Source organism: Alterinioella nitratireducens (genome assembly GCF_013155465.1).
Classification (GTDB): domain Bacteria; phylum Pseudomonadota; class Alphaproteobacteria; order Rhodobacterales; family Rhodobacteraceae; genus Alterinioella; species Alterinioella nitratireducens.
Map to the genome: position 1 here is coordinate 81,114 of NZ_JABJVX010000001.1, position 15,156 is coordinate 96,269.

Sequence of the window (15,156 nt, forward strand, 5' to 3'; positions counted from 1 at the left end):
ATGACAAACGCGATTGTCACGCCTCTGACGCAGGCTTTGGCCGAGGGGAAACTGACCCGCGCCGAGTTGAAAGAGCTCATGCAGCGGTCGAACGGACCGGGGCTGGTGCATCTGGCGCTCTGGCTTCTGCTGCTGGCCACGACCACGACGCTGGTGGTGCTGGCCTGGAACAGCTGGCTGATCTGGCCCGCGATGTTCGTGCAGGGCGTGGTGCTGGTGCATCATTTCTCGCTGCAACATGAATGCGTGCATTACACGGTCTTTCGCACCCGCTGGCTGAACGACCTGGTGGGGCAGGTCTGTGGCTATATCATCCTGCTTCCGCACCGGTTCTTTCGCTACGAGCATTGCGATCACCACACCTATACGCAGGTGACGGGGCAGGATCCCGAACAGGTGCCGATGCCGGAAACGATCTGGCAATATCTGCTGTATCTCTCGGCGCTGCCATATTGGAAAACCAAGTTCACCGAGGTGTTCCGCCACGCGATGGGGCGGCTTTCCGAGACGGAAAAGGGCTTCATCCCCAAGGTCGAGCACGCCGCCGTCTACCGCGACGCGCGGATGATGTTGGGCTTCTATGCGGCTGTGATCCTGGGCATGGCGCTGACGGGCTGGTGGGGGCTGATCTGGCTCTGGTTCATTCCGCTTCTGCTTGGTGAACCGGTGATGCGCTTCATCCGCATGACGGAACATGTGGGCCGCCCCACGGTGCCGCAGATGCACGAGAACACGCGCACCAGCCTGGTGTCGCTGCCATTGCGGTTCCTGTGCTGGAACATGAACTATCACGCCGAGCATCACTATGTCGCCTCGGTGCCGTTCCACCGCCTGCCCGTGCTGCATGAGAAGCTGCGCGATCACATCTTCGTCGAGAAGGGCGGCTATCTCGGCGCGCATCGCGACATCCTGCGCCAGATCTTCGCGAGGCAGGCATGAGCCGGGACTGGCGCGACCTGATCGCGGTCACGGAGCTTGAGGAGAACTGGGTCACGCGGGTGGATCTGGGGCCCCGCAAGCTGGCCGTCTACGACACGCCTTCGGGGGTGCATGTATCGCTGGCTTTGTGCAATCACGGCGGTGCGGACCTGTGTGACGGGTATTTCGACGGCCATGTCATCGAATGCCCGCTGCATCAGGGCGCGTTCGATGTGCGCGACGGGCGGGCGGTATCCGCGCCTGCGACACGCCCGATGAAGGTCTTCGAGGCCCGCGTGCGGGACGGCATGGTGCAGGTCAGGGCGTGATCCGGGCCAGCATCTCGGTAATCCAGGGGGCATAGCTGCGGTCGATGGCGACCTCGAAGCCGTGCCCGCCGCGCGTGATCAGGGCCTTCTGGGTGAAGAATTCGGTGAAGTCGGCCCCGTCATCGGGGAAGGTTTCAAGGTCCAGCGGGCAGCCGGTGGCGGTGACATGCGCGGCATCGGGGCCGGTGATGCGGACCCAGGCATAGACATCCGAGACCCGCACGATGCTGATCTCGGGCGGCGCGTCGGCGGGTTTGAGGGCATCGGTCAGGGCCTCCTCGCGGGTCAGGTCGGCGATCAGCAGCCAGTGATCGGGGCCGATATGGGCGAGGGTCTTGCCGTCTTCCCGCACCCGTCGGTTCGGAGCATCGGGAAAGCCGGGCAGGGTGTCGCCCGCCCAATCCGCCAGCGCGGCTTGCGGCCCCTTGAGGTCGAAGATCGCGCGCACTGGACCGTCCGTGATCGCCACATCATAGCTCATGCGCGCAGCCTTTCGCCCTCGGGATCGTAATGGATGGGGGCGGTGATGCGCACCGGCAGAACCTCGTCCTTGACCCGCACATGTGCCATTTCCCCATGCTGTGACGCGCCGTTCTCCAAAAGCGCGAGGCCGATCCAGCGGTCCTGCACGACGCTCCAGACGCAGGCGGTGACCAGCCCCTCGGTCGCGCGGGTCTTGCCCCCCGGTGTCAGCGGCGCGCCCTCGGGCACCTGGCGGTCGGGTTCGGGCAGGAACCCCACCAGTTCGCGGCGCACTGCCCCGCCCGCGCGTCGCAGCGCGATCGAGCGTTTGCCGATATAGTCGGCCTTCTTCTTCGACATCGCCCATCCCAGGCCCAGGTCATGCGGATCGACCGTGCCGTCGACCTCATGCGCCAGCGACAGGAACGCCTTTTCGACGCGCAAGACGTGGTTGGCCTCGGAGCCGACGGGCTGGATGCCGTGGGATGCGCCTGCCGCCATGATCTTTTCCCACAATTCGGGCAGGTGGCGCGGGGCGACGTTGATCTCGAACGAGAGTTCGCCGGTGAAGCTGACGCGCACGACACGGGCGGGCAGGCCCGCGACGGTGCCGTCTGCGAACCCCATGAAGGGCAGCGCCTTGCGCGTGAGGTCGATATCGCCGCCGAGCGCCATCATCACCTCGCGCGCCTTCGGGCCGCAAACCGTGGCATTGGCCCATTGGCTGGTCACATCGGTGAGGAAGATCTGCCAGTCGGGGAATTGGGTCTGCGCCAGTTCCTCCATATGGGACTGAACCGCCGCCGCGTGGCCGGTGGAGGCCGAGACGATCCAGCGATGCTCCGACAGGCGCAACACGACGCCATCGTCGAAGATCAGCCCGTCATCGGTCAGCATCAGCCCGTAGCGCCCGCGCCCCGGTTGCAGCCCCGACATGATGTTGGTGTAGAGATGGTCGAGGAAGCGGCCCACATCGCGGCCTTTGATCTCGAACGTGCCAAGCGGCGATCCGTCATAGATTCCGACGCCTTCACGCACCACGCGGGCCTCGCGGTTGACGCTGTCCTGAAAGCTCTCGTCGGGACGCGGGAAATAGCCAGGCCGCTGCCAGCGCGCGCCGGCCTCATACATCACCGCGCCCCGGGCCTTGTTCCAATCGGTCAGGGGCGTGTGGCGATAGGGCAGGGTGACCGGGCCGTCGCGTTGCCCCGCGATGGCCCCGAAGGAGACCGGCGTATAGGGCGAGCGAAACGTGGTGGTGCCAACCTCCTCCATCCGCGCGCCCTGTTGCAGGGCCACGGTGCCGATGATGTTGATATTGCCGGTCTTGCCCTGGTCGATGCCCATGCCGCCCGTGGTATAGCGCTTGACATGTTCCACATTGCCATAGCCCTCGCGCAGGGCCAGGTGCACGTCATCGACGGTCACGTCATTCTGGATATCGAGAAACGCCTTGCCCTTGGCGGCTTCGACACGCCACAGGGGCTGGACCTTGTAGGGGGCCTCGCCCGGCAGGGTCAGGTCGCCCGCCGCAGCACCGATGGCACGGACGGATTGCACAGGCGCGTCGGGGAGGAAGCTGGCGATTTTCTCGTCATAGCGCAGGGTGCCGCGCGATTGCGACCAGAGATGCACCGCCGGGTTCCAGCCGCCGGATTGGGCCAGAAGGTCGCATTGGATGCGCCGGGTGGGGCCGCCCTGGATAGGTGCGACCTCGACGACGCGCAAGCGACGATGACCGCGCGCCCGCGTGACAACATGGGCGGGCAGGATCTCGATACCGGGGACAAACTCGCGGGTCTCCTGCGGCACCTCGGCGCGGCTGTCGATGATGGCGGCGACCGTGATGCCCGCTGCGGCCAGATCGGCGGCGACGGCATAGGCGCTGCTGTTATTGGTGAAGATCACCGCGCGGCGCCCCGGCGTCACGGCATAGCGGTTCACATAGGCCTGCGCGGCCGAGGCCAGCATCACGCCGGGGCGGTCGTTATTGCCGAAGACAAGTGTGCGCTCGATCGCGCCGGTGGCAAGGATCACGCGAGCCGCGCGGATGCGCCAGCTGCGTTCCAGAAGGCCATGGCCGGGGCTGCTTTCGTTCACCATCAGGTAATTGTGCTCGCGATAGGCCCAGGCGGTCGCGTCTTGCAGATGGGTGACATTGGGCAGGGCGGCAAGCTCCGAGACGGTCTCCGCCACCCAGTCCAGCGCCGGTTTTCCGTCCACCTCCAGCCGCCGGTTGAGCAGGCTGCCGCCCGGCTCGATCCCCTCATCGACCAGCATCACCCGCGCACCGTCGCGGCCCGCCTCCAGTGCGGCGCGCAGGCCTGCGGGCCCGGCCCCGACGACCAGCAGGTCGGCATGGGCAAAGCGCGCCTCGAACCGGCCTTCGGGCGGCGCGGCGGGTGCGCCCGCCAACCCCGCGGCACGGCGGATCGACGGCTCATATAGATGCCAGTTCGGCCATTTGAACGTCTTGTAATAGAAGCCCGCGGGCAGGAAGCGCGCGGCGATCTGCGTCATCGCGCCAAGGTCGAACGCGGGCGAGGGCCAGCAATTGACCGAGCGCGCCTTGAGCCCGTCGCGCAAGGGCACCGTGGTGGCGGGGCGGTTGGCCGAGGCGTCGCGGCCTTCCAGTTCCACCAGCGTGCCGGGCTCCTCGACGCCCGATCCGACGATGCCGCGCGGGCGGTGGTATTTGAAACTGCGCGCGGTCAGGCGGATGCCGTTGGCCAATAGCGCCGAGGCCAGCGTGTCGCCATGAAACCCCGACAGGCTGCGTCCGTTGAAGGTGAAGGAGATGCGGCGCGTGCGGTCGATGCGGCCGCCATCGGGCAATCGGTTACGCATCCGGCGCCTCTGTGATGTCATGCGTGCGCGTGTCGCGCCAGATCGTCAGCCAAACCCCACAACCGCGCGCGTGGTGCCAGCGTTCATGGACCGGCCCGAGCGGGTTGGGCACCTGCATCAGGTAATCGACCCATTGTGCATCCGTCACGGCATTTGGGTCGGGGCGGTCGGGTTTGACCGGGCCGCCATAGGCGAATTCGCTCTCGTTGCGCGGCCCGCAGAAGGGGCAGGGGATCAGCATCATGGACTGCGTTACCTCGCCGTTGTGGTGCCGGTTTCCATCACATAGTCGAGGTGACGGAAGCGTTTCAGCGTGAAATCGGCCATCAGGGGATGCGGGCGTCCGGTGGCGACCAGATGCGCCAGCGTGAGGCCGCCCGCAGGAATGGCCTTGTAGCCGCCCCACCAACCGGCGGTGACGAAAAGGCCGGGAATGTCGGTCTCATCCATGATCGGCGAGGCATCCTGCGCGATGTCCAGGTGCCCGCCCCATTGCCGCATCAGTTTCAGCCGCTTGAAGGACGGGAAAAGCGACAGCATCGCGGTCACGGTATCCTCGAACACGTTTTGCTTGATGTCGCGGCGAAAGCTCTGGCCGGGATCGGGTGCGCCGCCGATGACCATCTCGCCCTTGTCGGACTGGCTGAAGTAGAAGCCGCTATCGGGGCAGTTCACGATCACGTCGACCAGCGGCTTGACCGGCTCCGAGACGAAGGCCGTCAGGTTCATCGTGCGCAGGGGCAGGCGCAGCCCGGCGGTTTCGGTGATCGTCGTGGTATGGCCCGAGACGGCGACCACGACCTTGCCCGCGCGCACGGTGCCGCGATTGGTCTCGACCCCCTCGATCTTGCCATCCGGCCCCCGGATCAGCGATAGCACCGGCGTCTGTTGCTGGATCTCGACCCCCATCGCGTCGGCGGCGCGGGCATAGCCCCAGGCGACCGCGTCATGGCGGTTCACGGCGGCGTCGGTATGGACCATGCCGCCCAGGATCGGCAGGCGCGCATCGGGCCCGCCCCCCGTCAGGGCGGGGATGCGGCGGCGGACCTCCTCGGTCGAGATCGGCTGATAGGTGGAGCCGTAGATATCCATCACCAGTTGACGGCGGCGCAGCTCCCGCATCTTGCCCCAGGTCTGGACGACATCGACCATGCTGCGCTTGGAGTGCATCATGTTGAAGTTCAGCGCCTTGGTCAGACCCTCATAGAGTTCCACCGATTTCACGTAGAACGGGATCGAGGCATCGCGCATGTAGTTCGACCGGATGGTGACGGTATTGCGCGCGATATTGCCACCGCCAAGCCAGCCGCGTTCCAGCACCGCGACGTCTGTGATCCCGTGCTCCTTGGCCAGGTAATAGGCAGTGGCCAGCCCATGCCCGCCCGCGCCGATGATCACCACCTCATAGCGAGGCTTCAAGGGCGGCGCGCGCCAGGCGCGGGTCCAGCCCTGGTGTTTGTTCAGCCCGTGGCGGAGCAGGGAGAGAAGGGAGTAGTCTTGCATGATGGTTATATGTTTTACTTTCAGTAAAGACGCGTCAAGTGATTCCCTGTGAGGCAGGCCATGGCCGAGAAATCCGAGATCGACATCGCCGTGGGCCGCGCCCTGAACCGGCTGCGCGGTGAACGGGGCTTGACCGTGACCGCGCTGGCCGAGGGCGCCGGGGTCTCGCCGCCTATGATCAGCCGGATCGAGAAGGGGCAGGTCTCCCCGTCGCTCTCGACGCTTGCCGCGCTGGCGGGCGCCTTGCAGGTGCCGGTGATGGCGCTGCTGGCGGCCAGCGACACCCCCGCCGATGTGCATCATGTCAAGGCGGGCGGGGGCTTGCCCTCGCGCCGGATCACCGAGGGCCACGCGCATGATTACCTGCTGCTCGGCAAGCACGGATCACCGGGCGGCCGGTTCGAGGCGGCCGAGATCACCATCGCGCGGGATCAGGCGGGGCGGCTGCCGACCTATCAGCATGAGGGCCACGTCTTCATTCACCTTCTGGAGGGGCAGGCGCGCTATCGCTGCGGCGGGGATATATTCGATCTGGGACCGGGCGATACGCTCAGCTTCGATGCCAAGCTGGCGCATGGCTTCGCGGAGATCCTCAGCGACCGGGTGCGTTTCGTCACCGTGTCGTCAAGGCCCGCCTAGCTGGCGCGTTTCTTGCCGCGCTCCAGCCGGGCGAACAACCGGCTGAGGCCGAAACAGACGATGAAGTAGAAGCCCGCCGTGGTGATCCAGGCTTCGAAGATCAGCCGCGACGAGGCGACAAGCTGCACCGTGGCGAAGGTCAGCTCGTAGACCGAGATCAGCGAGATGATCGAGCTGTCCTTGATCAGCGTGATGAACTGGTTGGCGAGCGGCGGGATCACCCGCTTCATCGCCTGCGGCAGCACGATATAGCGCATCTCCTGCATCCGGCTCATGCCGATGGATTTCGCCGCCTCGCGCTGGCCGCGCGGGATCGACTGGATGCCGGCGCGCACGATCTCGCCGACAAAGGCGCTCTCGAACAAGGCCAGCACGATGACGCCCGAGACGAGCGAGGGAAAGCGGCGCATCTCGCCGAAGAAGAACTCCCACACGCCGTTGTTTTCCTGCCGCGCGATGCCGCGCGCCCACCGTTCGAGGTTCAGGACGTCGATCAGTTGCTGGCTGAGGAAGAAGAAGAAGATGAAGACCACCACGACGGGCGGGATGTTGCGCAGAAGCTCCAGGTAGGTGCGCGCCAGCATCCGCACGGTCAGGTTGGTCGAACAGCGCGCGATGCCCAGGATGGTGCCCAGGATCAGCGCCAGCACGCTGGCATAGATCGAGATGCGGATGGTGGCGACAAGGCCGCGCAGCAGGATATTGGCGAACCATTCCTCGCGCCCCGTATGCCAGCCGACGATATAGGAGGGGATCAGGTGCCAGCGCCACGCATAGTTCAGCGTGCCCTCGATAGTGAACCAGATATAGCCGAAAAACCCGATCAGCACGGCCAGGATCAGGTAGTCGGGCCATTTCAGTTTGCGGAGGAAGCTGGTCACGGGCGGGCTGGCCTTTCGGGTTGATCAGGGGGCGGCGGCCCGCCCCCCGTCTTGGTGATTACTGCGCGACCTGGTCTGCCCATTCGTCACCGGCGAACCAGTAATCATGGCGCTCCTGCAACCAGCCCGAGCGCCATTGCTGCGCGATCCAGTTGTTGAAGAAGTTCAGCGCATCGGGGTCGCCCTTGCGCAAGGCAAACGCCTCGCCGCGCGGATCGTAGAGCTCATCGAAGGGCACCGTCAGGACGTCCGGGTAGCGGTTCGCCTCCCGGTTCGGGGTCGGCTGCGAGGCCATCGTGGCGTGGGCGTTGCCGTTCAGCACTTCCTGCGCCGATGCGCCGTCCTCGTCGAACAGCAGCAGCTGCGCCTCGGGGAATTGCCGCGCGATGACCGTGGCGGGCGTGGCCCCGCGACGGGCGGCAAAGATCACGTCGGGCGAGTTGTAATCCTCCAGGCTCATGCCCTCGGTCATTTCCGTATTGGCCAGGATCGCCAGGCCCGAGAAGGCGTAGGGGTCGGTGAAGTTCACCGTCAGGTTCCGGGCCGGCGTGACCGACATGCCGGAAATGATGACGTCGAAATTGCCGCCCAGAAGCGCGGGGATGATGCCGTCCCAGGAGGTCGGCACGAACTCGACCTCGACGCCCATATCCGCGGCCAGTTGACGGCCCACATCCAGCTCGAAGCCGATCAGCTCGCCGTTCACGTCGCGCATCGACCACGGCACGAAGAGCGACAGGCCGATGCGGATCACGCCCTCCTCCTGGATGCTTTCGATGACGCTTTCGCTGGACAGGGCCTGCGTCGCGCTTTGCGCGCTGGCGGGCAGGGCGAGGCCCATGGCGGCGACCGCGCCCAGGGCGGCCCCGAATACTCTGCGTGTCAATGTCATGTCGTCTCTCTCCTTGTTGGCAGGTTTCTTGGTCTGGTTTCTGGTTACTGGTCGACCGCGTATCTTTTCTCCAGGAAGGACACGCCCACCGACAGGATCAGGGTCACGGCCATGTAGACCAGCGCCACGGTGAACCAGATCTCGAAGCTCATGAACGTGTCGGAAATGATGTTGCGCCCGATGGTGGTCAGCTCGGCCACCGCGATGACGCTGACGATGGCCGAGGATTTGATCAGGTGGACGACCTCGCCGGTCATCGGCGGCAGCATGAAGCGCACCGATTGCGGCAAGATGATATAGCGATAGGTCTGCCCGGTGGTCATGCCGATGGATTTCGCGGCTTCCCACTGGCCCACGGCGACCGCGTTGATGCCCGCGCGCAGGATCTCCGAGATCAGCGCGGAATGGAACACCGCCAGCGTCAGCACCGACGCGGTGTAGCGGTCAAGCCCGAAGATCGGCCCGAGCACGTAGTAGAAGAGGTAGAGCAGCACCAGAAGCGGGATGTTGCGGATGAATTCCAGAAAGGCGATGGCGACAGCCGAGCCCACGACTAGCCCGGACAGGCGCAGAAGCGCGATCAGCAGGCCGATGGCCGTGGCCAGCGCGAAGGCGGTCAGCGACAGCTGGATCGTGACGCCGAGCCCATAGAACATCTCGCCCATCTCGATGCCGTCATCGGTGAAGGTCCACAGGAATTGCGGCACCCGGTGCCATTGCCAGTTATAGCCCATGTTCTGCGCGCCGGTGAACGAGCCATAGATGATCGCGGCCATCACGGCGGCATAGATCAGCACCGAAACGATGGTCGAGCCAAAGAAGCGCTGGATCGCGGGCGGCTGGCGCAGGGCCGCGCCCCTGGGTTGATGGGTGTCCGGCGCGGCGCTCACGCTCAATGCTCCAGGATCTGGTCCAGGAACAGGCGGCACCGTTCGCTGGAGGGGTTGGTGAAGAATTGTTCGGGCGGCGAGCTTTCGACGATCCGGCCCGCCTCCATGAAGACCATCGTGTCGGCGACCTTGCGGGCAAAGCCCATCTCATGCGTGACGACGACCATGGTCATGCCGGTATCGACCAGCTCGACCATCACATCCAGAACCTCGTTGATCATCTCGGGGTCCAGCGCCGATGTGGGCTCGTCGAACAGCATGATCCGCGTTTCCATGCAGAGCGACCGGGCGATGGCCACGCGCTGCTGCTGGCCGCCCGACAGGGCGGAGGGATACTTGTCGGCCTGTTCCGGGATATGCACCCGGTCAAGATATTTGCGCGCCGTTTCCTCGGCCTTGGTCCGGCCAAGCCCGCGCACCTTCATCGGGCCGATCATCAGGTTTTCCAGCACCGTGAGATGCGGGAACAGGTTGAACTGCTGGAACACCATCCCAACTTCCTGCCGCAAGGCACGGATCTGCTTGGCACCTTCGTAAACCTCGATCCCGTCCACCACCAGCGTGCCGGAATTGTGAAACTCCAGCCCGTTGAAACAGCGGATCAGCGTCGACTTGCCGGAGCCAGACGGCCCGCAGACGACCATCTTCTCGCCCTTGTGGACCGTGATATTGACGTCCTTGAGGGCATGGAAGTCCCCGTAGAACTTGTCCATATTGGTGGCCTCGATGATCGGCGTCCGGTCGGTCATGAAAGGTCCATCTCGCGGCGTAAGAGGGTGGAGAGACACCATTTAGCGCAGTAGATCGGGGATTCGGCAAAGGCTTTTCCGGTCCGTGACGCGCGGCTGCGGGGCCTTTGCGCCAGGGGCGGCCGGGTCCGGGTTCCTCGTGGCAGCGGGTCGTGCAAGGCCCTGTCCCCCTTAAAGGGTGTTGCGTCTCATTGAATAAACTTGCGTATCGCGCAACAATCGTCAAGAATAATCTGTAGGTAAGGGGCCACTTGGCTCATTTGCGCGGTGAATCAAGGAGGAGTTGATGTCAGCCTGGATTAAGATGATCCCCGATGAAGACGCGGACCCGGCGCTGGAGGCCGCGCTGGATCGCGCCCGCACGCCGCATGGCACGGTCGATAACGTGATGCGCGTCCATTCGCTGCGCCCTGCCACCATGCACGGGCATGTCACGCTCTACCGCGCCTGCCTGCATGACGACACCAACACCGTGGCGATGTGGTTCCAGGAGGTCATCGCCTCCTATGTCTCGACGCTGAACGACTGCGCCTATTCCTATGCCAATCACTGGGCCAATGCGCGCCACCTGATCGGCGACGATGTCCGCGCCGACCGGATCGAATCCGCCCTCAAGGCGCATAAGCCCGATGACGCCTTCAGGGGCGCGGAACTGGCGGCGCTGCGCTATGCCGAAAAGCTGACGCTCTACCCCGGCACGATGGTCGAAACCGATGTCACCGCCCTGCGCGAGGCCGGATGGACCGATGGCGAGATCCTCGAGATCAACCAGATCGTCGGGTATTTCTGCTACGCCAACCGGCTCCTGAACGGGCTGGGCGTCCGGACCGATGGCGATGTCGTCGGCTACTATGCCAGCGGCCAGCCCTGAGATGGCCGCGCCCGCGCCCCATCCCCCCCGCATCGAGGACGGCATCGGTGCCGCGCTGCGCGACCTGCGGCAAAGCCGGGGCCAATCGGCGCGCTGGGTGGCGGAACGGGCGGGAATATCCGCGGCGATGGTCAGCCGGATCGAGAACGGGCTGGTCTCGCCCTCGATCACGACGCTTGAGGCGCTGGCCCGCACGCTGGAGGTGCCGATTGCCACGCTCTTCCGCGAGGCGCGCCCGCAACACAGCGACTACACGCTGGTGCGTTGTGGCGAGGGGCTGAAATCGACCCGGATCACCGACAATCATCGCCATGAATATGTCAACCTGGCCCTGCATTCGCGCAAGGATCTGCGGTTCCAGGCGCGCCGGGTGACTCTGTTGCGTGACAGCGGCCCGCCGCCCAACTATGTCGGCCACGGTGTCGTTTTCGTGCAGGCGCTGGCAGGCGAGGCGGTCTACCTCTATGGCAAGCAGCACTTCACCTTGCGCGCGGGCGACAGCCTCAGCGTCGATGCGGAGCTGAACCACGGCTTCGTCGAGGTGATCACACCCGAGTTCGAATTCCTGACCGTGCAGGCCGAACGCCCCTGAAAGGCCCCGCCATGGCAACGCCCCTGAACAGTGACCTGACCAGCGGACCGGTGTCGGGCCATTTCCGCGCGCTGGCCGTTCCCGCCGCGATCGGGATGCTGTTCAACACGCTCTACAACATCGTCGACATGTATTTCGCGGGGCTTCTGTCCACCGCCGCGCAGGCTGGTATCGCGCTGGGGTTTCAGGCTTTCTTCATCTCGATGTCGGTGGGGATCGGCATGTCGGCTGCGATGGGCGCGCTGGTGGGCAACGCGCTGGGGGCCAAGGATCGCCGCCGCGCCCGCAGGCTGATCGCGCAGGGCATCAGCTTCGGGCTGATGGCCTCGGTGATCCTGGCGCTCGCAGGCAGCGTCTATGGCCCCGCGATCATCCGGCTGGTCTCGGAACCCGGCGAATATCGCGACGCGGGCATCCGCTATTTCCTGTGGCTGTCGCTGGCCCTGCCGGGCTTCCTGCTGGCCTTTGCCTGCAACGGCATCTTGCAGGCGCATGGCGACGGGCAGTCGATGCGGCGGGCCCTGATGTGGGCGTTCTTCGCCAATATCGGGCTGAACCCGCTGTTCATCTATGGCATTCCGGGGGTCTGGGGCGGCATGGGGTTCGACGGGCTGGCGGTCTCGACCGTGGTCAGCCAGACCGGCGTGATGGCCTACATGATCCGGCAGGTGTTGCGGCTGGACACCACAACCAACCTGCGCGCCCGCAACTTCCGCCCGCGCCTGCGCCGGGTCAAGGATATCGCGATGCAGGCGCTGCCCTCGGCGGTGTCCTTCATGATCATGATCCTCTCGGCCTTCGTGGTGCAATTCGCGCTCAAGGATTTCGGCGAACACGCCATCGCGGGTTACGGTGTGGCGATCCGGCTGGAGCAGATCCTTCTGCTGCCCGTCCTCGGCGTGACCGGCGCGCTTCTGCCCATCGCCTCGCAGCATTTCGGCGCGGGAAACGCGCAGGGCGTGCGCGATGCCGTGTTCTTCTGCCTCAAGGTCGGGCTCATCATGACGCTGATCGCGGCACCTGTCCTTTGGATTTTCGGCCGCTTCATCCTGGGCTTCTTCACCGATGACCCGGACGTGATCCGGGTGGGCGTGGCCTATCTGCGCGTCGATGGGGTGATCTTGCCCATCTACATGCTGCTCTTCGCCATCACCTCGTTCCTGCAGGCCATGAAACGCCCGATCTGGACCGTCTGGATCAGCCTCTACCGGCAGGGCTTTGGCGTCGCCTTCTTCATCTGGGTCTTCGTGGGCGTCCTGGGGTTCTCCGAGATCGGCGTCTGGTTCGGCGTTGCGGCGGCGGTCTCGACGGGCGCGCTGATCGCGGTTTTTATCGCCGAACGGGTGGCCCAGGCCGAGATCGGCGGGCTCTTCCGTCCCGTCCCCCCCAGGGAGGCCCCGATTGGCTGAGCCCGGTATCCTGCACGCCAGCGTCGATCTGGACGCCACGGGCCGCCACGTGGGCGACCTGATGCTGAAGCACTCCGACAATTCCAACCCGCTGGGGTATCACCCGATCCCGGTCATTTCGCTGAAAGGCGGCGATGGCCCCGTGGTGCTGATCACCGGCGGCACCCATGGCGATGAGTTCGAGGGGCCCTCGGCGATCATGCGACTGGCCGCGCGTCTCGCGCCCGAGAGCCTTTCCGGTCAGGTCATCTTGATGCCCGCGCTGAACGCGCCCGCCCTGCAAGCGTCTTCCCGCGTCTCGCCGCTGGACGGGGCCAACCTCAACCGCGCCTTTCCGGGCGATCCCCTGGGCGGGCCGACCGCCATCATCGCGGCCCATATCGCCGACCTCCTGACCCGCTGCGACGGGGCGATCGACCTTCATTCGGGCGGCAAGGCGTCGTTCTTCGCGCCCTGCGCGCTGGCCACCCAATCCGCCGATCCCGCCTTGCGCGCCGCCAACCTGAACCTCGCCCGCGCCTTCGGCCTGCCGCTGATCTGGGAGCTTGGGGGTCATAACGATGCCCGTTCGCTCAACGGTGCTGCCGATGCCGCTGGTATCCCGATGATCGCGACCGAGCTTGGCGGCGGCGGCGGGGTCGACCCTGCCATCACCGACGCGACCGAGGCGGGGCTGATCGGCGCGCTGACCCATCTGGGCCTGTTGGCGGGCGAGGCCCCTTTGAGAGATGCGCGCCGGGTCGAGATCGCCTCGCCGCATCAGTCGCTCTACGCGCCGGGCGCGGGCATCTTCGACCGGGCCGTCAGCGCGGGGCAGGATGTGCGCAAGGGCGACATCGCCGGACAGTTCCATTTCGTGATGGAGCCCGAGCGCCCCTCTCTCCCCGTCCGGGTCGCGCAGGATGGCTTCATCCTCGCCCATACCTGCCGGGGCCATGTCACGCGCGGCGAGTTGCTGGCGCTGGTGGCGCAGGACGTGGCCTAACCCGTCCGCCGCCCGAACCAGCGCGCCAGCGGGGCCGCCGTCATCCCGTGCAACAGCGCGCTGATCCAGACCGCGTTGATCGCCAGGTTCAGCACCGCCTCGGCCCAGTCTGCCTGCAAATCATCGACAACCAGCAGCGCGAAAAGCGCGGTGGCCAGCCCCCTCGGCCCGAACCAGCCGAAAAAGCCGCGTGTCAGGGGATCGGCGTCGGTGCCGGTCAGCGACAGCCAGATCGCGACAGGCCGCAGGATGAAGAGGCTGACGAGGATCAGCGCAAGATGCGGCAAGGTCAGCGAGGCCGCCGCCTGAGGCACCAGCACGGCCCCCAACAGAAGGAACGCGCCCCAGGATAGCAGCTTGCCCTCGCTCTCGGTGAACTCGTAGACGAAGGCGCAGGCCCCGCGCACCACCGCGCCGAAGGCGAAGCCGCCGGTGAAGGCCGCGACGAAGCCGTTGCCGCCGACCGCCCCCGCCGCAAGATAGCAACATGCCGCCAGCGCCAGCGTGCCGATGCCCTCATGGACATCGTCGGTGGCCCGCGCGGCCTGCGCTTTCAGCAGCAGCAAGCCGCCAATCGCGCCAATGCCGACGCCCACCAGCGGGCCGAGCAGCACCTGTCTTGCCGCGAATATCGTCCATCCGCCCTCGGGCGCGGCCCCGGCAGGCGCGGCGAGGGTGGCCATCATCAGGACCAGCGGCAAGGCCAGCCCGTCATTCAGCCCGCTTTCCACCGTCAGCGCGCGGCGGTGGCGTTCGGGCACGTCCCTGTTGCTGATCACCGCATCGCCAAGTGCTGCATCGGTCGGCACCAGAATGGCGGCGATCAGCGCCACCATGGCAAGGGGCCAACCCGGCAACAGCAGCCAGCCCGCGACCCAGCCGAAGGCAAAGCACAGCGGAATCCCGATCACCAGCATCCGCACCGGCCAGGCGCTGTGATGCTTCAACCCGTCATGATCGACCCGCGCCGCATCGAGGAAAAGCAGCACGATCAGCGTGATCTCGGCCATCAGATGCAGCGCGCGTTCGGTGGCGGCCTCGGGGACCAGCCCACCGAGGTTCAGCGCCACGCCGAGACCCAGGAACACCATCGGCGCGGTCAGGATCGTCGAGGACAGCCGCTTGGCCACTGTCGAGAAGAGGACCAGGAAAGCGGCGATCAGGAGGTAGGGGGTCATGGGTGGCAGGC

General features: G+C 65.8%; 16 protein-coding genes. 7 read left to right on the plus strand and 9 right to left on the minus strand.

The annotated features are described in order from the left end of the window. On the plus strand, window positions 1–939 hold the full coding sequence (locus HNS34_RS00355; protein WP_172316877.1) for a fatty acid desaturase family protein: 939 nt from the start codon (window positions 1–3) through the stop codon (window positions 937–939). Next, window positions 936–1,247: a non-heme iron oxygenase ferredoxin subunit gene (locus tag HNS34_RS00360; protein WP_172316879.1), complete on the plus strand. Its 312-nt coding sequence runs from the start codon at window positions 936–938 to the stop codon at window positions 1,245–1,247. The genes HNS34_RS00355 and HNS34_RS00360 overlap by 4 nt, the downstream gene beginning before the upstream one ends. Here HNS34_RS00360 and HNS34_RS00365 read toward each other — a convergent pair. Genes HNS34_RS00365 through HNS34_RS00380 form a run of 4 tightly spaced genes read right to left on the minus strand, consistent with a single transcriptional unit; the run spans window position 1,237 to window position 6,059 of the window. Beyond that, on the minus strand, window positions 1,237–1,728 hold the full coding sequence (locus tag HNS34_RS00365; protein WP_172316880.1) for an aminomethyltransferase family protein: 492 nt from the start codon (window positions 1,726–1,728) through the stop codon (window positions 1,237–1,239). The two genes, HNS34_RS00360 and HNS34_RS00365, sit on opposite strands and share 11 nt — an antisense overlap. Next, entirely contained in the window at window positions 1,725–4,556 is a 2,832-nt protein-coding gene (locus HNS34_RS00370; protein ID WP_172316882.1) for a 2Fe-2S iron-sulfur cluster-binding protein, read from the minus strand. The genes HNS34_RS00365 and HNS34_RS00370 overlap by 4 nt, the downstream gene beginning before the upstream one ends. Continuing rightward, window positions 4,549–4,800, minus strand: a complete 252-nt coding sequence (locus HNS34_RS00375; RefSeq protein ID WP_172316884.1) for a sarcosine oxidase subunit delta — start codon at window positions 4,798–4,800, stop codon at window positions 4,549–4,551. Before HNS34_RS00375 ends, HNS34_RS00370 begins: the two co-directional genes overlap by 8 nt. Window positions 4,801–4,808: 8 nt before the next feature. Beyond that, window positions 4,809–6,059: an FAD-dependent oxidoreductase gene (locus tag HNS34_RS00380; RefSeq protein ID WP_172316885.1), complete on the minus strand. Its 1,251-nt coding sequence runs from the start codon at window positions 6,057–6,059 to the stop codon at window positions 4,809–4,811. 60 nt (window positions 6,060–6,119) lie between these two features. On the opposite strand from HNS34_RS00380, the gene HNS34_RS00385 reads away from it, so the two are divergent. Further along, entirely contained in the window at window positions 6,120–6,698 is a 579-nt protein-coding gene (locus HNS34_RS00385; RefSeq protein ID WP_172316887.1) for a helix-turn-helix domain-containing protein, read from the plus strand. On the opposite strand, the gene HNS34_RS00390 is transcribed toward HNS34_RS00385, so the two are convergent. Genes HNS34_RS00390 through HNS34_RS00405 form a run of 4 tightly spaced genes read right to left on the minus strand, consistent with a single transcriptional unit; the run spans window position 6,695 to window position 10,110 of the window. Continuing rightward, a complete protein-coding gene (locus tag HNS34_RS00390) occupies window positions 6,695–7,579 on the minus strand; it encodes an amino acid ABC transporter permease (protein ID WP_172316889.1) in 885 nt (294 codons plus the stop codon). The genes HNS34_RS00385 and HNS34_RS00390 overlap by 4 nt on opposite strands. Window positions 7,580–7,637: 58 nt before the next feature. After that, complete coding sequence (locus HNS34_RS00395) at window positions 7,638–8,471, minus strand: transporter substrate-binding domain-containing protein (protein ID WP_172316891.1); 834 nt, start codon at window positions 8,469–8,471, stop codon at window positions 7,638–7,640. Between the two features lie 44 nt (window positions 8,472–8,515). Then, on the minus strand, window positions 8,516–9,361 hold the full coding sequence (locus tag HNS34_RS00400) for an amino acid ABC transporter permease (RefSeq protein WP_328700439.1): 846 nt from the start codon (window positions 9,359–9,361) through the stop codon (window positions 8,516–8,518). A gap of 2 nt (window positions 9,362–9,363) precedes the next feature. Further along, window positions 9,364–10,110, minus strand: a complete 747-nt coding sequence (locus HNS34_RS00405; RefSeq protein WP_172316893.1) for an amino acid ABC transporter ATP-binding protein — start codon at window positions 10,108–10,110, stop codon at window positions 9,364–9,366. A gap of 286 nt (window positions 10,111–10,396) precedes the next feature. Between HNS34_RS00405 and HNS34_RS00410 the strand changes: the two genes are divergently transcribed. The 4 genes from HNS34_RS00410 to HNS34_RS00425 are packed head-to-tail and all read left to right on the plus strand — an operon-like array spanning window position 10,397 to window position 13,967. Beyond that, window positions 10,397–10,981, plus strand: coding sequence for a peroxidase-related enzyme (locus HNS34_RS00410; protein WP_172316895.1), 585 nt, complete (start codon window positions 10,397–10,399; stop codon window positions 10,979–10,981). A 1-nt stretch (window position 10,982) separates the two neighbouring features. After that, on the plus strand, window positions 10,983–11,573 hold the full coding sequence (locus tag HNS34_RS00415) for a helix-turn-helix domain-containing protein (protein WP_172316897.1): 591 nt from the start codon (window positions 10,983–10,985) through the stop codon (window positions 11,571–11,573). 11 nt (window positions 11,574–11,584) lie between these two features. Continuing rightward, complete coding sequence (locus HNS34_RS00420; protein ID WP_172316899.1) at window positions 11,585–12,982, plus strand: MATE family efflux transporter; 1,398 nt, start codon at window positions 11,585–11,587, stop codon at window positions 12,980–12,982. Further along, window positions 12,975–13,967, plus strand: coding sequence for a succinylglutamate desuccinylase/aspartoacylase family protein (locus tag HNS34_RS00425; protein WP_235952576.1), 993 nt, complete (start codon window positions 12,975–12,977; stop codon window positions 13,965–13,967). Before HNS34_RS00420 ends, HNS34_RS00425 begins: the two co-directional genes overlap by 8 nt. Here HNS34_RS00425 and HNS34_RS00430 read toward each other — a convergent pair. After that, window positions 13,964–15,145 (minus strand): cation:proton antiporter domain-containing protein, encoded by a 1,182-nt coding sequence (locus HNS34_RS00430; RefSeq protein ID WP_172316901.1) that lies wholly within the window; start codon window positions 15,143–15,145, stop codon window positions 13,964–13,966. The two genes, HNS34_RS00425 and HNS34_RS00430, sit on opposite strands and share 4 nt — an antisense overlap. Between the last annotated feature and the right edge of the window lie 11 nt (window positions 15,146–15,156).